The sequence below is a fragment of the Paenibacillus sp. An7 genome (assembly GCF_009870785.1).
In the GTDB taxonomy this organism is placed as follows: domain Bacteria; phylum Bacillota; class Bacilli; order Paenibacillales; family Paenibacillaceae; genus Paenibacillus.
The window spans coordinates 57792-78068 of sequence record NZ_WTWX01000015.1; the positions used below are offsets into that span (position 1 = coordinate 57792).

Sequence of the window (20277 nt, forward strand, 5' to 3'; positions counted from 1 at the left end):
AAAACAAGATTGTAAGCGGTTGCCTTTTTACTTTCTACAGAATCACTGATCTGATAACGATAAGCGAATGACTGATTATAGTGAAGTACATGGGCAAGAACCAAATCAAGGTCATACCAGGCCTTACATAAAACTACTAAATAGGAGGAAAAAATCATGACAAAAAAAGTTGGATTTATCGGACTAGGTATTATGGGGAAACCAATGGCCTTAAACCTTATTAAAGCCGGACACACACTAACGGTAAATGATCTCAATCAAGAAGCGGTTCAAACATTAGTAAAAGCGGGTGCACTCACTGCAAGTACACCAAAAGAAGTTGCGGAAAACAGTGAAATCATCATCACCATGCTTCCTGCTTCAAAACATGTACAATCTGTTGTACTCGGTGAGAACGGAATTTTAGCTGGAGCTAAAGAAGGTTCTATTATTATTGATATGAGCTCTATTACTCCTGCTGTTACCAAAGCACTTGCTGAAGAAGCAGCCCAAAAAGGCGTCGGTTTCTTAGATGCACCAGTCAGCGGCGGTGAACCTAAAGCGATTGATGGAACATTAGCTATTATGGTCGGTGGTAAAGAAAGCGTATTCGAAGCAGCAAAATCAGTTCTATTTGATATGGGTAGCGCTGTTACTCTCGTCGGAGACAGCGGATGCGGTGTTACTGCGAAACTTGCAAACCAAATCATTGTTAACCTTAACATTGCTGCGATGTCAGAAGCTCTTGTACTAGCTGCAAAAGCAGGGATTGATATTGAGAAAATGTACCAAGCTATCCGTGGCGGACTAGCAGGAAGTGCAGTCCTCGATGCTAAAGTTCCTTTAATCTTGGACAGAAACTTTGCTCCAGGCGGCACGATTGCCATCAATATGAAAGATATTACGAATGTAATGGATACTGCGCATGAAATTGGCGTACCTCTTCCTCTATCCAGCCACCTTTTAGAAATCTTCCATGCCTTGAAAGTTGACGGCAAACTGATGGATGACCACGGCGGTATCGTACAGTACTACGAAAAACTCGCAAATGTCGAAGTTGGGGGTTCTAGCAATGAGCACAAATAAAAGATTAGTGGAAGAAGTCTTCAGCAAAATCCCTTCTTTTGATACAACGCTTGTGAATGAAACCATTAAAAATGAGTTATCCAATTTCAATAAAAAAATCATTGTTCTCGACGATGACCCAACGGGTGTTCAAACCGTACACGGCATTTCCGTTTATACGGATTGGTCTTTGGAAAGTATCGAAAAAGGTTTTCAGGAAGAGAACTCCATGTTCTTTATCTTAACGAATTCACGTGGATTTACGGCAGCTGAAACAACAAAGGCGCATCAAGAAATTGCTGCAAATATCGTAGAAGCTGCGAAGAAAAGTAATCGTGAATTTACCATCATCAGCCGTGGAGATTCCACATTACGCGGACACTACCCACTGGAAACACAAGTGTTGAAAGAAACGGTGGAAGCGGATTCGGATATGAAATTTGATGGTGAGATCATCCTTCCTTTCTTTAAAGAAGGCGGCCGTTACACCATTGATAATATTCACTATGTTCAATACGATACGGAGCTCGTTCCTGCCGGGGAAACTGAATTTGCGAAAGACCGCACCTTTGGTTATACCAAATCCCATTTAGGCGAATGGGCTGAAGAAAAATCGAACGGTGAATATAAAGCTGAACATATGACTTATATTTCGCTGGACAGCCTGCGCGCAGTGGATATCGAAACGATTGAACAGCAGCTGCTGAAAGTGGAAGATTTTAATAAAGTAATTGTAAATGCGGTCGACTATTCTGATGTAAAAGTCTTTACTATAGCCCTCATTCGAGCAATGAATAAAGGAAAGAACTTCCTGTTTAGAAGTGCTGCAGCACTTACGAAAGTCATCGGCGGTGTGAGTGATAAAGCCCTGCTCTCTCGTGATGAGATTATGAGTGATTCTACTAACCACGGCGGACTCGTTATTATCGGATCCCATGTTAAGAAAACGACGGAACAATTCGAGGAACTGAAAAAATCAAACGACATTGAGTTCATTGAATTTAACGTTCATCTTGTATTAGAACCAGAAAAATTCGAAAAAGAATTGGATCGAGTTGTTGAAGAAACCAATAAACTGATCCTAAATGGAACCAATGTTGCTGTATACACAAGAAGAGAACGTTTAGATCTTGGAGAAGGCAAACAAGAAGAAGAGTTGAAACTTTCCGTAAAAATTTCAGATGCTGTTACAAGTATCGTGAAACGGTTAGAAGTTAGACCTTCTTACATTATTGCTAAAGGCGGCATTACCTCTAGTGACATTGGAACAAACGGTCTTGAAGTAAAAAGAGCGACAGTAGCAGGTCAAATTCGTCCGGGAATTCCTGTCTGGACTACAGACAATGAAAGTAAATTCCCTGGAATCTCCTATGTTATCTTCCCTGGAAACGTAGGTACGAAAACGGATTTAAGAGAAGTTGTTGAAATGTTAAGCAAAAAGTAATCTGTCTTATTTGTAACTGTGCCCGGAAGTAAGGAGTGTAACGCAGCAATACTTTTTCATGAAAACGTGTTTATTCATTTTAAAGTTACTATGTGAGTGCACTCCTTATGGAAGTGGTCTTCTATAATGAAGTGATAATGGAAAGAAGGAAAAACAAATGCCGATTATATCTGTTACTATTGGGGTTGTACTATTATTAGTATTAATGATGGTTTGTAAGTTAAACGCTTTCTTATCTCTAATTATTGTTTCTCTAGCGGTTGCCATGCTAGAAGGCATGACACCGACCGAGGCCATAGGATCTATTGAATCTGGGCTGGGAGGAACACTTGGGCATCTCACCATGATTATTATCTTTGGGGGGATTCTTGGGAAGTTAATGACGGATTCAGGCGGTGCGCAGCGTATTGCTACAACAATGATTAGTGCTTTCGGAGAAAAGAGAACTCAGCTTGCGGCTGTCTTTACAGCTGCTATTGTTGGAATCGCTTTATTCTTTGAAACAGGCGTTGTTGTCTTGATTCCATTAGTATTTACGATTGCTATTGCAGCTAGAGTTCCTGTGCTTTATCTGGGGATGCCTGTAATCGCTGCCCTAATTACGATGCATGGTTTTGTACCCCCGCACCCTGGTCCAACAGCCGTTGCCAATGTGTTTGAAGCTAATATCGGGCTAACCATGATTCTTGGAATCATCATTGCTATTCCCGCCTTTATTCTTGCAGGCCCTGTGTATACTAAGTTATTCAAAAAAGAATCTTTAGAAATTGAAATTCCAAAAGGCTTATTTAATCCAAAAGAATTTAAAGAAGAAGAACTTCCTAAATTCGGAATCAGTCTTTTCACTGCTCTGCTACCCGTGATTTTAATCGCACTGCAAACGGTGGTTGAACTTGTTGCACCGGGTTCAGCAATTGCACCCATCACTAATTTTATCGGTAACGCGAATGTAGCTCTATTAATCTCCGTTATTGTCGCGATCTTCACGTTCGGTTTAAATCTAGGTAAAAAAATGCCGGAAGTTATGCATTCTCTTAGTGAATCTGTAAGCGGTATCGGCATGATCCTCCTCATTATTGCAGGAGGCGGTGCGTTCAAACAAGTGCTGGTTGACAGCCATATTGATCAGTATATATCCGATCTTATGTCGGGTTCGAGCCTCTCTCCACTTCTTCTTACCTGGCTGATCGCAGCTATTCTAAGAATTGCGGTAGGTTCTGCTACAGTAGCAGGTATGACAGCTGCTGGTATTGCTGCACCTCTTGTTGCAGCTACTGGCGTTAGCCCAGAGCTTATGGTACTTGCTGCTGGTGCAGGAAGTGTTACCTTCTCACACGTAAATGATGCAGGTTTCTGGATTTACAAAGAGTACTTTAACCTTAGTATCGGTAAAACCATTAAAACCTGGTCTGTCATGGTAACTATTATTTCGTTAGTAGGACTTGCTGGTGTCCTCATTATGGATCTATTTATTTAACTTGAAAAGGCACTGTTCCCTCGGAGCAGTGCCTTTTTTGTATGTATTTTATTGCGTTCTAAAATCGAATTTCTCATTAGGCACGTTTAGAGTGTGCCCATTAATATGTACCGTGTCGCTGTCAATCCATTTTACAGCTGCGTTATCTTCGCGATAATTCCAATAGATCGTTTTGGAATTGCCTTTCTGGTCGTTCATGACTAGCTCCCCTCGGATCGCAAAGGATGTGGTGGCTCCTCCATTTATACGGTAAGCTTTTAATGTATAGGCTCCGTCTGGTGAGGTCACTTCTGTAAGATACTCTCCTTTTGGTAATCGATTCGTATCGAACAACGCCCAATAGACAGCATAGCCTAAGACACTCATACAGGCTAAACCAACAATTGTAATCATGCGAAGCGTCTTTTTTCTGATCTTCTTTATTTCTATTGACTCATTATCCATCATCTTTCCTCCTCTTCCTATATATCTTATTATTGATGAGACAATACTTCCGCTGGATCATAATCACTTATGATTCTATAACCCTGAGAATAAGATTTGTGATCTTTGAGCTTACCACTAGTTTGAATATATAGATAATTATCTGCTCCGTAGACAATAGTAAATCTATAATCCGATTTGTTAACCACAATCTCCATCCTGTAAATCATGGAATCGAAGGATGGCATATCCTTTGTTCTCATCAGCCGAATGTCAGCTAAATCGTCCACTATCTCATGAATTTGATTCGGATCGGTAACTTCAATCCACTCTTCATCCCGTGGTAAATAACTAATTCGGAGAGATGTCACTTCATCTGTATCGCTTATGTGCTTCATGACGAGATTCTGGAAAGAGGTAAAAGTACGCGCGTATTGCACCCCGATCGTCACTCCAACAAGGCTTACGATGATAAAGAGAAAAATCATAAAGAATGTCTTCTGCTTCAAACTCTTCATCCTCTCGCAGGCAAGTTTTCTTATAAAAAGACCGAGAAATATCTCTTTCGAGAAGGTTCTCGGTCCTCCTTATTACATACATTCTTTTTCTTTCTGACAGACATATATGAGTTCCGGTTTCGAATCCGCGGGAGGATTCTCTTCCCAGTCTCCATACAATTCAATAACCTTAAGCCCATGTCTCGCCAACGTTCTTTCCATTTCCATCGGATACGTATAGCGAAGCTTAATACCGCTTTGATGAACAGACTGCACTGTTCCATCTTCTCGTTTTAACCTGCGAGATATTTCATACTCTTGTACTTGCGTCAGCGCATCATAATCACTTTTCGTATATACATCAATCTCTTTACCCTGTTCGTCTTTATAAGTCTTCCAGTATTCCTCTTCTGCTGATGCAAGCAACTCTTCTTTGTTAGGGAAACGCGTGTTGAATATAAAAATACCGCTTTCCTTAAGGTGCTTACATACGGAATCAAGCAGTTTATCTTGCGCTTCGTTCGTTAGAAAATGTTGAAAACCATTACCTACCATAAATATAAGCGAACTTTTCACATCAAGGTTCAGTTCCTCACAATTTTGCAGTTCCCAACGAATATCCGTATGCTCTTGTGCAGACTTATGTCTAGCATGTTCAAGCATACCTTCATGAAAATCAATTCCAATCATAGGGTATCCCCGCTCTGCTAGAGGGATCGTTGTTCTACCGGTTCCGCAAGCCAGGTCTATAACCGTGCCTCCCATGAGTGCTGCCCATTTCTCAATAAAAGCAAAATCACTATCAAATCCTTCATTCTCCGCGTCATATAGAGCAGGATGATCGTACTCTTCAAGGTTATCCATTGTCATAGGTTCTTTCGTTAAGAAATCTACATTATGATTCATTTTATTTTCCTCTAATTTCCTTATTTTCAAGTATTCTTCTTTAATGTACATGAAAATTTCTGATTTGAAAAGCATATAGAGCTTATACACCATTTCAAACCTTCTGAATCTTAGTTCAAAACATCAAGATTTATTTACGCAGTTAACACATATCAGTCTAAAATCAGGTGATTTCTATACTTTTTCTTAATTTCAAATTATAATAATTATACAAATATTGCCTCGACACAGAAAGGAGTTCGTATGCTCGCAGCTGAAAGACGCCAGATGATCATCGACATTGCCAACAAGGATAAACGAGTACTCGTATCCGAACTTAGCCACAAATTTCAAGTCACCGAAGAGACCATACGGCGAGATTTAGAGAAACTGGAGAAAGAAGGAGTACTGACCCGGACCTATGGCGGAGCGATTATGAACCGGCATTCCAATGAAGATCTCCCCTTCTACACACGTCATGCTACCAATTTGCATATTAAACAAGAAATTGCACAGAAAGCGCTTTCTTATATTCATAATGGTGACACATTAATGATGGATCCAAGTACAAGTTCTATCGAATTACTGAAAATACTTAATATGCGCCAAGGTCTAACCGTAATTACAAGTTCAATTATACTCCAGGAATTTGCTGCTTCAGGTCACCAGATTATTTCTACTGGAGGTACACTAAGAGCTCCTTCTATGTCATTAGTGGGAACCGTGGCGCATGAGACAGCCCGTAAATATCATGTAGACAAGTTTATTATGAGCTGTAAAGCATTATCTCTTGATCACGGTATAATGGATTCTAATGAAGCAGAGTGTGAGCTTAAGCGGAAAATGATTCAACAAGCGGAGCAAGTTATTCTCCTGGCTGATCATACTAAGTTTGATCGAACCGCTTTTGTTCATTTGTCTCATTTTGACAACATTGATGTCGTCATTACGGACCAAGAGCCTTCGGACCCATGGAAACAATTATTTCAAGAACATGAGATTGAACTCATCTATTAACCACTTTTTTTGTAAAATAGCGTAATGAGACAAGCCGAAGTCATGAGACTACGGCTTGTCTCTTATTCTATTATAGGATGTTACACTTCAGGGGTTCCTTCATAATGAAATTGACTATCACATGGGCAAAGAAACCAAAACAGATTTTTGGCCATATATCCTTTATAGAAATTGCTCCATTCCTCATTCTTATTTGTGCTATTCACCTAATTCGATAGTAATGGGCAGTATCCTAAAAAGGACAAGCCCAGCTAGGCTCATCCTGTTCTTCTGCTTTTCTACTGTTCTTTAAGGGTCTGAGAGGAATAATCATAAAATGCTTGCGCATCCTCCCAAGTTGAGAATCCTGCCTGAGCCAGGATGTCACTGCCTCCGCCTTTTCCGTTATAAGTTCCTAAGTGAGTTTTGAAAAATGCCCCGCAGGAATGACCTGCTTCCTTATTCTGTGACAAGACAACTTTATTCTCTGCCTTGGTTGCCAGCAATATCGCAGCGTGACTGCGAGCGGAAAGTGTACTTGCCAAGCTTTGCAGATCTTTAACTGTTCTATCTTCAAAGATCTCTGCAATGAGATTTCCGTCTTGGTTATTTAGTAATTGCGCTGCAAGATACTCGTTATTTTGTTCTTTAAGCAGAGTAAGCTCCGCTTGCAGCTGTTTTTGCTCTTGCTCCCATTTCTCAATTCGGTGAAGAATCTCATCCTTCGCTGTTTTGAATCGGGAGGACAAGGCTCCGAGGATCTGCTGTGATTCATTAAACTCTTCTAGCGCCCTATATCCGCATTTAAAATAAATACGAGTGTTACCCTTCTGTTTTTCCATTTTGAGCAGCTTAATGATACCGATTTCGCCCGTTGACGAGACATGTGTTCCACCGCATGCGTTGTATTCCACATCTTTGATTTCTACAATTCGAATATCATCATTCACGGTAGGCTGTTTCACTAGGTTGATTGATTTCACTTCTGTCTCATCCACCCAATAAGAGAGAATTGGATGATTGAGGTAGATGTGACGATTCACCTCGCGCTCAATGGTCTCAAGCTGATCAGCCTTCAGTTCAGGTACCTCCACGTCAATCGTGCAATAATCAACACCTAAATGGAAGCTTAGGGTCTTTATTTCATACAAGTCCAGACATACTGCCGAGAGTAAATGCTGACCACTATGCTGCTGCATATGATCAAATCTTCGCTCCCAATCGATCTTACATGATACTGCACGATCCTCAGGAACTCTCTCAAGCTTATGTAAGACACGATCTCCATGAGTTACGACATCTAGAACTGGAATGCCCTGAATGTAGCCTGTGTCACAGGGTTGTCCACCACCGTGCGGATAGAAAGCCGTCTCTTCTAAAACGACATCATAACCATCTTCTCTCTCCACTACTTCTATTATATTTGTCTCCCATTCCGTCTGATAAGCAGAATCGTAGTACATCTTTTTAGTCATGGTATAATTCCTCTCCTATGTAATTCATGTTTTTATATTATAGTTGTTTGTGTATACAGTCAAAAAAAAGCAAGCGCCGAAGCGCCTGCTCATCCTAATTGAATTAAAGTTCTCTACCAAGATGCCTACCATTTGAATTACTTAGACCCCAGCGTAATCTGAAATACATCGCCCGCTCGGCCGCCGAATACAATCAAACCATTCTTCGGCAGAACAGCAGTGCGGCTACCCGTAGCAGCCGAAACATTCACCGGTACACCGTTCTCGTCGTAGACGGCAAAGCCTCCGCCTTGAGGCAGATCACCCGTCATGGTTCGGTCTGCTGCGCCCTCGCCGATCTTGAACCATCTTGCATTGCCTGAATCCGGAATGCTGATAACAGATGATGGACCTGTGTAGACTTTCTTCACAGCTGCCTCGCTGACATAGGTCCGGCCGTCAGCGTGCAAGTATTCGATGTCCTCTTTTTGAAAGAAGGTCAGATCGGTGACATCCCGACCGTTCATAACCGGGATTTCGATGACATTTATCGCATGGTTGTTATCCGTGATTTTCGTTCCGTTTGCATAGCCGGTTTGCTTATCAAACGTAATCTTTTTCATAAGGAGCGCGGGAGATAGGTAGAACAAAGAATTAATCTTCTCATCTACCGCGTAATACGTCTTCTCGTTTCGCTCCTTCCAGGTACTCGCAACTGCACTACTTAACTGGTTCACAGATAATTTTTGCCACTCATAATAGGCAATCACTGACTGCCCTATGCCGGGAAAGTCCAGGTAACTCTTAACTCTAACATACGTGTGTCCGTTTTTCTCTTCATTAAAACTGATAACTGTGATTCCATCCTTACCGGTAAATTCGTGGTCACCGGTATATACATAAGTTTGTGCAGGAATCAATCCGTCCATCATGTCAGGAAGATCTACTTTCCCATCGCTGACCGTGATTTTAAGTGTTGAGCCCGCTGATCCATATAAGCCGGAGTATGCCTTCAGGCTGTACGGCATATCTTTTTTGACGGTATCCTTAAAGGTCTTGTCTGGCTGAATCTTCGCTATGTCCCCAATCTCCTTCAAATACGCCAGTAGAATATTGGTTGCCGCAGCCGTATTTAGAATGGAAGAACCGCCCGAGGTAAGCAGCGCAATCGAGATATCTTTCTCCGGCAGGGCGATGAGTGCTGAATGATACATCACGGTGTCTCCACCTTTGGTCAATGCCTTGATGCCGTAATCATCGAAAGGAGCTAGATCAACCGAATCCCAGCCGAGTCCATACCCGAAGATGTTCGACTCATCACTAACCCAGACGCCTTTGCGATATTCAGGCTGCTGCATAGCAGAAACCGACGCTTCAGACAGCAAATCGGGATGCTCGCCCGTCAGCACTTCCGAAAATAGTGTCAATTCTTCCGCAGTCGAATAGATACCGCCGGTTCCGATTACATTAACAGTCTCTGATGGAAGTTCTCCTTCAAAGCCAGGGAAACGAACGGGGGAAAGGCGGCTGCGATCAAAATCATCAAGCGGTGTATACGTAGAAGTCAGCTCCAGCGGACTACGGATGCCTTGGGCCAGAAACTCACTGTAACTCATGCTGCTCACCCGTTCAACCAGTATCTCCAGCAATTGAAATCCGTCATTAGCGTAGACGGAATACTCGCCGGGATCTGATTTTAGCCGCTCAGAGCGAAGGTTTTCAAGCAGACTGTCGTGATTCACCGTATCATTATCATCAAACAGCATGCTGTTTTTGTAATGGGAGCCATAGAGTCCCGCCGAGTGATTCATCAGCATACGTGGTGTGATTTGCTTGTATCTTTCATCAGCCATTTTGAACTCGGGGATATATTTCAATAATGGCTGATCAATATCCACTTTACCAGCGTCGACAAGCATCATGGTTGCGGCGGTCACGTACATTTTGCTAACGGAGCCGATACCAAACATCGTATCCTTCGTAACAGGCACTTCTTTTCCTGTCTCATTCACTCCGAGACCTCCCGAGAGTACGACTTTACCCGCATTTCGGATTGCGTACTGGACACCGCTGGCACCATAGCTGTCGATGAGCGTCTCTGCCATTTCGAGTGCTTTCGTCCCGACTAAGTCCTCTGTCACTGGGCCGCTATTAGCCTGCGCCTTTCCTTCTGTCACCGCCGGTAACACCAGAAGCAGCGCAGCCATCACTGTAATGCTCAACCGTTTCATTTTATTTATCTTATTCATGTTACACTTCTTATTCATTTTATTCATCTTACTCCTCCCTTTTTCTGTTTCGGATTATTGTTCTGACTTCACCATACAAGGGAAAGGGGGAGAAAAGCCGAAAATGTCCTGAAACGAAAAAAAGAATCCCCGATTGGCATTATTATGCCTGAGAATTCTTAGTACCAAATGGTAATACGACCATATTATCAAAGGTGATAGGTCCAGTCTCAATTGTCATATGACCACCGTATTTATCGCAGATACGCTTTATGTTTGTCAGTCCAAAACCATGGTGATCCGGGCTCGCTTTCCGGCTGTGCAAATCAGCCACCTTTCGGTCTACATGATTGCGAATCCGGAGGAAAAGTGCTGTTTCGCTCGAACGGATGTGTACGTGGATATACCGGTCGGTGGTCACATTTACTTTTTTCGAAGCCTCAATCGCATTATCCAGCATGTTGCCGAGAACCACGCACAAATCATAACGTTTGATCTTGAGTTCCCGGTCGTATAAAAGAAGCTCCGTATCCATTCTTATCCCGTTAGCCTGTCCTATGTGCAGAGCATTGGTCACCAACGCGTCAATCGCCAAATTGCCAGTGTTCACCTTGGGATAGGCATGTTCGATCATGTTCAGCGTCATCCGGATATGCTCACTCGCTTCGGCTGTCCTCCCCCGTTCAATGCATTCGTTCACATACAGAAAATGTTGGTTCGTATCGTGAATCATGCCTTTGATTTTTTTGAAGCTGTGTACCGTCTTTTCATAATTGGCATCTTGGTAATCCATCTGATGCTGAAGCTGAGCATTCTCGTGTTGAAGTTGAAATCTGGCAATCACCGTATCGAGAATATAGACAACCAGAACATTCAGAACAATGAAACCGGACACCGACAGAAAATAATGAACATTTTTCTCGCTGTAAATAGTCAGCACGTTCACCTGGTAAGCACTAATAATCGGCACGATGAGAAACAGCAGGAAGTAGCGGAATTGCAGCGGATAACTTCTGCGTTTAGTGAAAAACCGAATAACCTGAATGACTGCGAACATAACTGTGCAACTAAGCAGAAGGCTTGAAGCAAATAACACTTGACCTGACTCCATGGTGAAAATTGAATTTTCTGTCCCTACGGTAATGGAAGGATCCAGCATAAACAAGCAGATGTTATTCACTAGTGTAAGCAGTACCGCATAAAGGACGGAAAACACGATTTTCAGACGAATGCTAGCTTCATACCCAATTGATAGACAAAAGATGACTGCCAGCGCAATTAACGAGGACCATAGCGATGAAAAATAAACAGTCAAATACACCATATTTAAGATGAGGAATGCAAGAATATACATCCATTTTTCTGCTTTGCTATTCTCCTTGCCCAAAACGGAATTAAAGTAAAAGTTCACTTGTACGGCCATGACCAGCGCGACACCTATATTTAGCGGCAGAAGAATGAGATTCATCGTCTCACTCCCCCTTCATGACCATAAATTTAGTACAGACATCCTTAACTTCTTTGATCTTGGACCGCCCAATCGGCAGTTCCATACCGTTCGACATCACCACTTTGTTGCTGGAAAATTTATGTACGTGGAGCAGATTAATCAGAATAGAGCGGTGAATCTGCAAGAATCTGCTATTTTTCAGTTCCTTCGCATAGCTTGAGATCAAACCACGGCCATCATCGTAAACGGCACCTACTGTCGTGAACTTCAACTTGCTTTTCACCGTCAAACTCTTAACTGCTTCGATCGCGATAACATCATCTTGCCGCAGCACAATCTCGTCATACGCCGATTTGATAATCAGAATCGTCTGATCACGTTCCTGAAAATACTCGCACAGCTTCCGCATCTTCATCTCGAAGATTTCCGGTTCGACTGGCTTAATTAAGTATTGAAAGGTGACCACATCAAAGCTCTCCAGCATATATTCAGCATAACTGGTCAGGAACACAATCTGTTCGTGATTCCGTTTCATCGCTCTTAGCTTCTGCGCAGTCTGAATACCGTTCAGTCCACTCATCTCAATGTCTAGGACAAGAATATGAAAAGGTGCTTCTTGATTCTCATAATGTGCAATCAACTGTTCGCCGGATGTAAACTCGATCAACTCAAATTCAACCCCGGTTTTTACAGATAAAGTGATCAGCATCCGCCTGACCTGTTTTCTCTGCTGCTCATCGTCATCACATATGGCAATCCTATACATTTGACCGCTCCTTACCGCTCGAATTTTCGATTTTTCTAAGCTTCTTAAAGACACCTTCTAACCATCTTTATCCACAGTAAAAATCAATGGTACAGATTTCCATTAATCCAACATTTTCTTCTTCCTTGCTACATTATATATAAATGGTCTGAAATACTACCATCAACTATTTAAACCTTTTATCGCATTCAAACATTACAAATATTAAAAACAACAAAAACCGTCATAATGACGGCTTCATGAAGGAACATAAGATGAAAGAAGCTATATGTATGTATGTAAGCCAGCTTGCTGAGAAGCATATCTATAAATTCACTCTTCCTCACTGTTATTTTCTAGATCAATAATAGAATATAGAGTGACCGGATAATCAGCGAACACCCGGTGAATTATAGTAAGGATATCTCGGTACTCCGTACCCGTCCGATTAAAGCTCATACGATAAGGTAAAGCGATAGAATATTGATGAGACTCAGCAAAGTGGCGTAGTTCCACTAATGCTCTTTCTAACGCTTTTTTATTACACGATTGCTTCTTACGTAATATACCTCTTTTATAATATTTCTGTCCAAAGAGATTCGCGATAAACTTTCCTTTGGTCTGAATAAATTGAACTTGTCCTAATAGTGAAATCTCACTATTGGTCAGTGTAATGTAGGAAGAATAAGCTTCTGGGTATTCTACTTTAATCTGTTTTGCAATACTGCCTCCCATAATTCCCTTACAAGTCACCAAATGGCCAATGATATCCTCCCCAGCATAAGCAATATCGCCTCTTACAATCTCAACCAACCATGATCCCCCCTCTATGTCTAGTTAGTTTAGCCGTTTCCTCAAGCGATCTGGCCTTTATTGATATGCAGTAAGAGGAATAATCCCTTTGGCTAATTATAGCCTATGATTTATCATTATATCTATGAAATTCTTGCACTTTATACGATCGACTTGAGTACAAGCCGGTTTCACTTGCTTGATAACAAAAAGAACCGCGTCTATTCGCGGCTCTTTCTGTCTATTTTAACGATTTGAAAAATAGTAGTGTACTATTAATTCAGGAATCCATCTAATGCGATGGTTGGTTTACCATCCGCTTGCCAAGCTCCTTTATTGTATCCTCCGTTATATCCAGGTGTAGCTTGCGGTTCCCAGTAGAATACGCCTAAACCTTTACCACCGGAGATATTGCGGAACTCGGTTTTTATTTTCGAAATAAAGTTTTTAGCCTCAGCAGGTTGATTGTAGTCCATTCCAATTTCGGACATGAGTACTTCTTTCCCATATTTAGATACCATAAGTTTCGCGTTTGTTACTGTCTTTGTTACTGCGCTAGACCAGTCTGTAGATGACGGGTACAAAGATAGGCCAACTGCATCAAAATTCGCTCCGTTCGTAACAAGTCCACCAATATTCCAATCAAGTACCGTGCCGTTATCACCATTTGCTAGATGGACGATGGTCTTCGTACTGCTGCTGACTGATTTAACTGCATTATGACCTGTATTCACAAGCCAAGCGTAATTTTTCATGTTCACTGATGCTTTTCCATCATTCCAGAGCATTCCATCATTTGTCTCGTTGCCGATCTGTACCCAATCCGGTGTAACGCCTTTACTCTTCATCGTATTCATCACGTACACCGTATGGGACCACACCGCATCCATTAGCTGCTCAAATGTATAATTGCGCCATGCATAAGGTTTGTTCTGCTGTCCGGGATCTGCCCAAGAATCACTGTAATGCAGGGTAAGCATAACACTCATACCTAGTTTTTTCGCACGTAAGGCTAGTTCCGATGCTTTCTCTGCATTCATGTAACCGTTTGCGTAATCACTCATGTTTGGATTTACCCATACACGTAAACGAACGGAGTTCATTTGATAATCATTTTTCAATATTTCCAGTATATCTCGAGTGACACCGTTTTTGTCTTTCCACTTATATCCCTGTGCTTCCATTCCTGCCACCCAGCTTATATCAGCTCCTTTTGCAAAACTAGGTGCAGCCTCAACAGGCGAGTTGCCTACCGAACCTAGCGTCAATAGCAGCATAGATACGCTGAGTAATACGGTCATTAATTTCCTCCCTAATGTTTTCTTCTTTAACATCATTCATCCTCCTATTCGGTGGACCTTGTTTCATCCACACTTGGTTTCAAAAGTAATTGTAAGCGTTTTCTAAACTACTTTCTAGGATGTATTCTTAAGATTTTGAATCTTTTTACAACAAAAAACCTCAAATTTCGAGGTTTTTGCTCTTTTGTTGATCAGATTAATATGTTCTAAACGATCCATTTATTTTCATTTTTGAGCCTGTTCTGTCGTCAAGCTTTGAAAGGTAACCGTAAAGGTAATTATTCCTTAAGGTATGCCCTACTATCTTTTTTGGCTATGTGACATTTGATCTGCGCTGAGAAGTTCAGTAAGTTCTTGAATGTTCTGCGCTAGATACGTAGGCTGAATATCCGTGAGTTCCTCTCTGCTGCCAAACCCATAACCTACAGCAATCGAGTTAATTCCATGATTTTGTGCTCCTATGATGTCATATTTACGGTCACCAATCATGACGGTTTCTTCCGGATTCAGATTAAAATTCTCCAGTAGATAACCGATGATTTCCGCTTTGGCTGATCTCGTTCCATCAAGTTCACTGCCACAAACATATTCAAAGTACGAACCAAGTTCAAAGTGATCTATGATCTGCTGGGCAAAAACCTGCGGTTTTGAAGTAGCTACAAAAAGACGATTGCTCGTATCCTTAGTAAGTAGCTCCAATAGCTCATTTATTCCGGTATACACTTCGTTTTCGTAAAGACCCGTAACACTAAAATATTCCCGGTAATATTCAATCGCGGTATTCGTCTTGTCTTCATCAAAGCCATAAAATTCCTGGAAAGTAACAGCTAACGGAGGTCCTATAAATATCTCAAGTTCATCCAAACTTTCTACCGTTATTCCCATTTTGTTTAGAGCATAGCTGATTGATTTTGTAATTCCAATCTTCGGATCGGTAAGAGTTCCATCTAGATCAAATAATATATTCTTATAATTCATTCGTAATTCCTCCTCTTCTCTTTATTTTATGGCATACGTTACGGACTTAGAAAGCGTCCTGACCTCTATATTATTCTATGATAAAAGGATCTTCTTGTCCGATTAATTCTCAAGATTAACCATTGTCGTTCCAAAATGACAAGCTGATTTTTATCACTCACCAAAATATGAATAGCAAAAAATATATGTGGAGAATTACTACATCCATTTGATAGATATTTTTGTGTGTTTATCGTTCATAGCAATTACCTATATCTTATATCAACATATGCTTTATAAGCATTTCATAAATATATATACTAATATATAAAAAGGAGAATGGGATATGGAATTAAGAGTTCTGCGTTATTTTCTCACTGTAGCAAGAGAAGGTAGTATAACAGCGGCAGCCCATTTTTTGCATGTAACACAACCCACTTTGTCAAGACAATTGAAAGAGCTCGAAGAGGAGCTAGGAAAGAAATTATTTATTCGTAAAAGTCACCATATTGATCTTACAGAGGAAGGCATGATCCTAAGAAAAAGAGCAGAAGAAATCATAAATATGGTCGTTAAAGTGGAAGACGAATTTCATTCCATGGAAGAAACGATTAGGGGAGATGTATACATAGGGGGCGGAGAAACAGAGGCTATGAAACTAATAGCGCAAACCATAAAAAGTTTGCAGATCAAATATCCAGCGATTCGATATCACATTCATAGTGGAAACTCCGATGATGTGACAGAGCAACTTGATAAGGGATTACTTGATTTTGGAATTCTAATTCAACCAGCCGATTTGTCAAAATATAATTATATCAACATCCCGGCAAAAGATGTGTGGGGAGTTGTTATGAGAAAAGACAGCCCCCTGGCTCTAAAGGAAAGCATACAAAAGAGGGATTTAATAGGCGTTCCTCTCCTTTTATCAAGACAAGCTATTAAAACAGGACTGTCTAGGAATGAATTTTCTGAGTGGTTTGGGGAAGATTACGATAAATTAAATACGATTACGACATATAACCTAGTTTATAATGCTGCCATACTGGTTGAAGAAGGGATCGGTTATGCAGTTACCCTTGATAAGATTGCAAATACATCTAGTGATAGTAATCTTTGTTTTAGACCTTTAGAACCAAGACTTGAATCTGGATTAAATATCGTTTGGAAGAAACATCAAGTGTTTTCCAAGGCCGCCAATATTTTTTTCGAAGAGATTAAGGAGACATTCTCCAAATGTAAATCGGATGAATAATGCATTCGAATGGTTTATAAAAGCAATAAAAAGCAGTGTTCTACGGCATGTAAATAGCCATAGTCCACTGTTTTTTATTTAGAAGAGGAATACAACGGTTTTTTCTTCTCAGCTCGTCCATACAGCAGTTAATCATAATTCGAATGAGCCAGGGGGTGAACGATTCTTCTCTATTCAATTTCTTTCTCTTCATCCAAGCCTTGCAAGTGGCTTCCTGTACGATTTCTATCGCGTCTGTTTCATTTCGTATATAACTGTATGCGACCGAATAGAGTTTTTGTTGCTGACCAGATAGGTAACTACTAAAATGTTCTTCATCTAGTAGATTAACATCTGTTGCTCTCGATCGATTATGTATTGCTTCCTCCATCGTTTATCGTCCCTCCTTCTTTTGAAAATTTATGTACTAGAAAAATCGTATATCCTATTCTCACATTACTAAGACGGTATAGAACAGCAAAACGATTGGAATTTATATATTAATTTTTGGAATCATCTAATAGTTATTGATTAGGATGATGAAGTCTATCAGATTTTTTTATTCCATACACAAAAAAACAACCTCCTATTTGGCATTTGGAAACCAAAAAGTGGTTGCTTTTTAATATAACAGAATATTTTTTTATCTTTATTTTGCAGAAAGCTCTTCTTCTGTTACCCATTTATGGTTTTTTACCGGCTCTCCACCTGTTGTCGGCGTATAGTCTACCATGTACACAGTAGTCATCTCTGAAGAATCAATGACTGCAGGTGCACCTTTCATACCAGGCATGTGATCTGCCTCTAAAGTAACTTCTGTCCCATCTTTCAACGTTTGGTTCGTCATATCTTTAATTTCTTCATGAACGACCCATTTATGATTTTTCACAGGTTCTCCGCCTGTAACTGGGGTATAAGAAACTTCATAAGCAGTGGTTTCATAAGCACCTACAATCGTTGCTTCTGCTCCATTCATACCTTCCATGTGGTCCGATTTTAGGATGACTTCACTACCAACCGGATAGGTTGGGTTGTCTGCTTCTTTTAAACCATTGGGTACTTCTCCTGAACTGGAATGATTCATATCCATTTCGTCCGTAATATTTTGTTCTGCTTGGTTCTGATCTGTCACACTTTGCTCTGCCCCGCTTTGCTCCGTTTGAGTCTGATTCGTGTTTGGATCTGATTGTTCAGTCGATTCACTTCCACATCCACCTAAGACAATAATGGCTGCTGCACTCAGTAAAGCTAGTTGTTTTTTCATTTGATTTGATACCTCATTCTTTCTGTATTTTCATGCTCGTACAATGAAATTACCCACCTAGTTATATATTAAACAGACGCTCACCTCACAAGGGGGAGCAAAAAACACTTGACCGCTGGGAATTACCATACTATAATTTCGACTATTATCATAAATACGACATAAGCAACGAAGAGAACTTTATTAAGCCGGTCTCCCTGTTTACAGAGAATCAGTGGTTGGTGGGAACTGATACATAGATTTGGTGAATTTCATTCTTGGAGCTTTTTTATGCTGCACTATACAAGTCAGAGTGCAGTGTGAAAACGGAGGAAACCGTTATTTTCTCGAGTGGGAAGCAGGATGTTTTGCTTCCAATTAGGGTGGTACCGCGTGAAAAGCCACGTCCCTATCTTTTAAGATAGAGACGCGGCTTTTTTTGTTTTCTACTTTAACACCTGTAGAGGACCTAATAACAATAGATTGGATGGATTAACATGCAAACATCTGAGCAGTGGTCATCGAAGATCGGTTTTATTTTATCAGCAGCAGGGTCAGCCATCGGGGTAGGCGCCATATGGAAACTCCCCTATGTCACGGGCATAAGCGGAGGAGGCGCATTTTTTCTTCTTTTCATTCTATTTTCTTTATTCATGGGTTTCCCCTTATTGTTAGCAGAGTTTGTGATTGGACGCAGCACACAAAAAGAAGCCATCAGCGCCTATCGTAGTATCGCTCCCCACACGAAATGGCATTGGATTGGGAAATTAGGGGTATTCACTTGTTTCCTATTATTATCTTTTTATAGTGTAATTGGCGGCTGGATCGTGATCTATTTTGTAAAAGGATTGTTTGGCGGCATTATAAGCGAGGGTGCAGATTATACTTCTGTTTTTAATCAGACGATTGGGAACCCTGCTCTCGTTATCGCTGCTCAGTTCGTATTCCTCGCGTTTACTGTTCTTGTCGTCGCAAAAGGAATACAAAATGGCATCGAAAGAGTTAGTAAAATATTGATGCCTGCTTTATTTGTATTATTCTTGATCCTGATCATTCGTTCGCTTACCCTGCCTAACGCGGTTGAAGGTGTGAAATTCTTTCTATCACCTGACTTCTCGAATATTACTTCTGAGAGTATTCTCTTCGCGATGGGACAGGCATTCTTCTCCTTAAGTGTCGGCGTCTCGGTAATGGTAACCTACAGTTCATATCTGTCTAAAAAAGAAAGCTTAATCCAGCCTGCCATTTCGATTGTATCGATGAATTTACTGATTGCGTTACTAGCAGGGTTAGCCATTTTCCCAGCGGTATTTTCTCTAGGTTTAGAACCGGCTGAGGGCCCAGGACTCCTATTTGTCGTCTTACCAGCGGTTTTTGATCAGATTATTTTTGGAGAAGCGTTCTTAATTGGTTTCTTAGCCTTATTTTTATTTGCTACCTTAACTTCCGCCTTTTCCATGTTAGAAATCATTGTTGCCTCTGTTGTGAAAGGGAAGGAAGAAAACAGAACAAAGTATACCTATCTTATCGGTGCTCTCATTCTAATCGTAGGAGTCCCTTCGGCTTTATCGTACAGTGTGCTGTCCGATTTCTTGATCTTCTCAAAAACGATATTTGATTCTGCGGACTATTTAGTTAGTAATATTTTAATGCCGCTTGGTGTATTTTTAATCTCCATTTTCGTGACCCAGAAGTTGAAGAAAAGCACGCTCCGCGAAGAATTGTTACAACATTCACGTTTAGGCGGTAAAGCATTTCAAGTTTGGTTCTTTATTATGAGATATATTATTCCGATCGTAATCATCATCGTCTTTCTTGATATTACAGGTATTCTGGATAGGCTCATGTTTATTTTTTAATATAAATCCTACTCTTACCGGAGTGTTATCGTAAAAAGCGAAAGTGCTGAATGTAGGCAGAACAACCCTGCCTACTTCCGCACTTTTTCTTTATTTATTAATAAAGTTTCTTTTCCTAACAATAAAATTACATACATGCTCTCTCTAGTTAACAAACCAAAGATACCATTATAAAAGAACGATATTACAATAAAAGGTAGCGTCAAGAATTTTGTGTAAATGAAAATATCCTCTTCTTGTAGAAAGTA

Annotated in this window: 18 protein-coding genes and 1 other annotated feature; of the genes, 6 read left to right on the top strand and 12 right to left on the bottom strand. The window is 40.7% G+C overall.

Annotation, left to right across the window (positions count from 1 at the left end; genetic code table 11):
* Positions 1 to 156: 156 nt before the first annotated feature.
* The 3 genes from garR to GQY27_RS15840 all read left to right on the top strand — a co-directional run bounded on the left by garR (position 157) and on the right by GQY27_RS15840 (position 3965).
* Positions 157 to 1065 carry a 2-hydroxy-3-oxopropionate reductase gene (gene garR / locus GQY27_RS15830; RefSeq protein WP_160036144.1) on the top strand — a complete coding sequence of 303 codons (909 nt, stop codon included), beginning with the start codon at positions 157 to 159 and terminating at the stop codon, positions 1063 to 1065.
* On the top strand, positions 1052 to 2488 hold the full coding sequence (locus tag GQY27_RS15835) for a four-carbon acid sugar kinase family protein (RefSeq protein ID WP_160036146.1): 1437 nt from the start codon (positions 1052 to 1054) through the stop codon (positions 2486 to 2488). Before garR ends, GQY27_RS15835 begins: the two co-directional genes overlap by 14 nt.
* Positions 2489 to 2645: 157 nt before the next feature.
* Positions 2646 to 3965, top strand: coding sequence for a gluconate:H+ symporter (locus tag GQY27_RS15840; protein WP_160036148.1), 1320 nt, complete (start codon positions 2646 to 2648; stop codon positions 3963 to 3965).
* 48 nt (positions 3966 to 4013) lie between these two features.
* Here GQY27_RS15840 and GQY27_RS15845 read toward each other — a convergent pair whose 3' ends face one another.
* The 3 genes from GQY27_RS15845 to GQY27_RS15855 form a co-directional block, all read right to left on the bottom strand.
* On the bottom strand, positions 4014 to 4412 hold the full coding sequence (locus GQY27_RS15845) for a DUF5412 domain-containing protein (protein ID WP_442950914.1): 399 nt from the start codon (positions 4410 to 4412) through the stop codon (positions 4014 to 4016).
* A gap of 26 nt (positions 4413 to 4438) precedes the next feature.
* Positions 4439 to 4897, bottom strand: coding sequence for a DUF5301 domain-containing protein (locus GQY27_RS15850; protein WP_160036150.1), 459 nt, complete (start codon positions 4895 to 4897; stop codon positions 4439 to 4441).
* An 81-nt stretch (positions 4898 to 4978) separates the two neighbouring features.
* Positions 4979 to 5791 carry a class I SAM-dependent methyltransferase gene (locus GQY27_RS15855; RefSeq protein WP_236570627.1) on the bottom strand — a complete coding sequence of 271 codons (813 nt, stop codon included), beginning with the start codon at positions 5789 to 5791 and terminating at the stop codon, positions 4979 to 4981.
* A gap of 243 nt (positions 5792 to 6034) precedes the next feature.
* On the opposite strand from GQY27_RS15855, the gene GQY27_RS15860 reads away from it, so the two are divergent.
* Positions 6035 to 6787 carry a DeoR/GlpR family DNA-binding transcription regulator gene (locus GQY27_RS15860; protein WP_160036152.1) on the top strand — a complete coding sequence of 251 codons (753 nt, stop codon included), beginning with the start codon at positions 6035 to 6037 and terminating at the stop codon, positions 6785 to 6787.
* Between the two features lie 278 nt (positions 6788 to 7065).
* Here GQY27_RS15860 and GQY27_RS15865 read toward each other — a convergent pair whose 3' ends face one another.
* The 7 genes from GQY27_RS15865 to GQY27_RS15895 all read right to left on the bottom strand — a co-directional run bounded on the left by GQY27_RS15865 (position 7066) and on the right by GQY27_RS15895 (position 15714).
* On the bottom strand, positions 7066 to 8241 hold the full coding sequence (locus tag GQY27_RS15865) for an alanyl-tRNA editing protein (protein WP_160036154.1): 1176 nt from the start codon (positions 8239 to 8241) through the stop codon (positions 7066 to 7068).
* A 137-nt stretch (positions 8242 to 8378) separates the two neighbouring features.
* The gene (locus tag GQY27_RS15870; protein ID WP_160036188.1) at positions 8379 to 10451 is read right to left on the bottom strand and encodes a serine hydrolase domain-containing protein; all 2073 of its coding nucleotides are present in this window, start codon (positions 10449 to 10451) and stop codon (positions 8379 to 8381) included.
* 160 nt (positions 10452 to 10611) lie between these two features.
* Positions 10612 to 11916 (bottom strand): sensor histidine kinase, encoded by a 1305-nt coding sequence (locus GQY27_RS15875; RefSeq protein ID WP_160036156.1) that lies wholly within the window; start codon positions 11914 to 11916, stop codon positions 10612 to 10614.
* A gap of 4 nt (positions 11917 to 11920) precedes the next feature.
* The gene (locus GQY27_RS15880) at positions 11921 to 12664 is read right to left on the bottom strand and encodes a LytR/AlgR family response regulator transcription factor (RefSeq protein WP_160036158.1); all 744 of its coding nucleotides are present in this window, start codon (positions 12662 to 12664) and stop codon (positions 11921 to 11923) included.
* A gap of 312 nt (positions 12665 to 12976) precedes the next feature.
* On the bottom strand, positions 12977 to 13456 hold the full coding sequence (locus GQY27_RS15885; RefSeq protein WP_160036160.1) for a macro domain-containing protein: 480 nt from the start codon (positions 13454 to 13456) through the stop codon (positions 12977 to 12979).
* 254 nt (positions 13457 to 13710) lie between these two features.
* Positions 13711 to 14736 (bottom strand): glycoside hydrolase family 53 protein, encoded by a 1026-nt coding sequence (locus GQY27_RS15890; RefSeq protein WP_442950915.1) that lies wholly within the window; start codon positions 14734 to 14736, stop codon positions 13711 to 13713.
* A 300-nt stretch (positions 14737 to 15036) separates the two neighbouring features.
* Positions 15037 to 15714, bottom strand: a complete 678-nt coding sequence (locus GQY27_RS15895; protein ID WP_160036164.1) for an HAD family hydrolase — start codon at positions 15712 to 15714, stop codon at positions 15037 to 15039.
* Between the two features lie 325 nt (positions 15715 to 16039).
* On the opposite strand from GQY27_RS15895, the gene GQY27_RS15900 reads away from it, so the two are divergent.
* Positions 16040 to 16948, top strand: coding sequence for a LysR family transcriptional regulator (locus GQY27_RS15900; protein WP_160036166.1), 909 nt, complete (start codon positions 16040 to 16042; stop codon positions 16946 to 16948).
* A 40-nt stretch (positions 16949 to 16988) separates the two neighbouring features.
* Here GQY27_RS15900 and GQY27_RS15905 read toward each other — a convergent pair whose 3' ends face one another.
* Both GQY27_RS15905 and GQY27_RS15910 read right to left on the bottom strand, forming a co-directional pair.
* Positions 16989 to 17318: an RNA polymerase sigma factor gene (locus GQY27_RS15905; protein ID WP_160036168.1), complete on the bottom strand. Its 330-nt coding sequence runs from the start codon at positions 17316 to 17318 to the stop codon at positions 16989 to 16991.
* Between the two features lie 258 nt (positions 17319 to 17576).
* Positions 17577 to 18191: a YdhK family protein gene (locus tag GQY27_RS15910; protein ID WP_160036170.1), complete on the bottom strand. Its 615-nt coding sequence runs from the start codon at positions 18189 to 18191 to the stop codon at positions 17577 to 17579.
* A 159-nt stretch (positions 18192 to 18350) separates the two neighbouring features.
* Positions 18351 to 18584, top strand: a binding site (T-box leader).
* Positions 18585 to 18667: 83 nt separating this feature from the next.
* On the opposite strand from GQY27_RS15910, the gene GQY27_RS15915 reads away from it, so the two are divergent.
* Positions 18668 to 20029 carry a sodium-dependent transporter gene (locus GQY27_RS15915; protein WP_160036172.1) on the top strand — a complete coding sequence of 454 codons (1362 nt, stop codon included), beginning with the start codon at positions 18668 to 18670 and terminating at the stop codon, positions 20027 to 20029.
* The last annotated feature ends 248 nt before the right edge of the window (positions 20030 to 20277 follow it).

Coding starts and splice junctions, on each gene's coding strand:
- GQY27_RS15855 (WP_236570627.1), bottom strand. CDS start 5,791: ATGAATCATAATGTAGATTTCTTAACGAAAGAACCTATGACAATGGAT.
- GQY27_RS15845 (WP_442950914.1), bottom strand. CDS start 4,412: ATGATGGATAATGAGTCAATAGAAATAAAGAAGATCAGAAAAAAGACG.
- GQY27_RS15905 (WP_160036168.1), bottom strand. CDS start 17,318: ATGGAGGAAGCAATACATAATCGATCGAGAGCAACAGATGTTAATCTA.
- GQY27_RS15840 (WP_160036148.1), top strand. CDS start 2,646: ATGCCGATTATATCTGTTACTATTGGGGTTGTACTATTATTAGTATTA.
- GQY27_RS15860 (WP_160036152.1), top strand. CDS start 6,035: ATGCTCGCAGCTGAAAGACGCCAGATGATCATCGACATTGCCAACAAG.
- GQY27_RS15910 (WP_160036170.1), bottom strand. CDS start 18,191: ATGAAAAAACAACTAGCTTTACTGAGTGCAGCAGCCATTATTGTCTTA.
- GQY27_RS15875 (WP_160036156.1), bottom strand. CDS start 11,916: ATGAATCTCATTCTTCTGCCGCTAAATATAGGTGTCGCGCTGGTCATG.
- GQY27_RS15890 (WP_442950915.1), bottom strand. CDS start 14,736: ATGACCGTATTACTCAGCGTATCTATGCTGCTATTGACGCTAGGTTCG.
- garR (WP_160036144.1), top strand. CDS start 157: ATGACAAAAAAAGTTGGATTTATCGGACTAGGTATTATGGGGAAACCA.
- GQY27_RS15865 (WP_160036154.1), bottom strand. CDS start 8,241: ATGACTAAAAAGATGTACTACGATTCTGCTTATCAGACGGAATGGGAG.
- GQY27_RS15835 (WP_160036146.1), top strand. CDS start 1,052: ATGAGCACAAATAAAAGATTAGTGGAAGAAGTCTTCAGCAAAATCCCT.
- GQY27_RS15895 (WP_160036164.1), bottom strand. CDS start 15,714: ATGAATTATAAGAATATATTATTTGATCTAGATGGAACTCTTACCGAT.
- GQY27_RS15880 (WP_160036158.1), bottom strand. CDS start 12,664: ATGTATAGGATTGCCATATGTGATGACGATGAGCAGCAGAGAAAACAG.
- GQY27_RS15900 (WP_160036166.1), top strand. CDS start 16,040: ATGGAATTAAGAGTTCTGCGTTATTTTCTCACTGTAGCAAGAGAAGGT.
- GQY27_RS15915 (WP_160036172.1), top strand. CDS start 18,668: ATGCAAACATCTGAGCAGTGGTCATCGAAGATCGGTTTTATTTTATCA.
- GQY27_RS15870 (WP_160036188.1), bottom strand. CDS start 10,451: ATGAAACGGTTGAGCATTACAGTGATGGCTGCGCTGCTTCTGGTGTTA.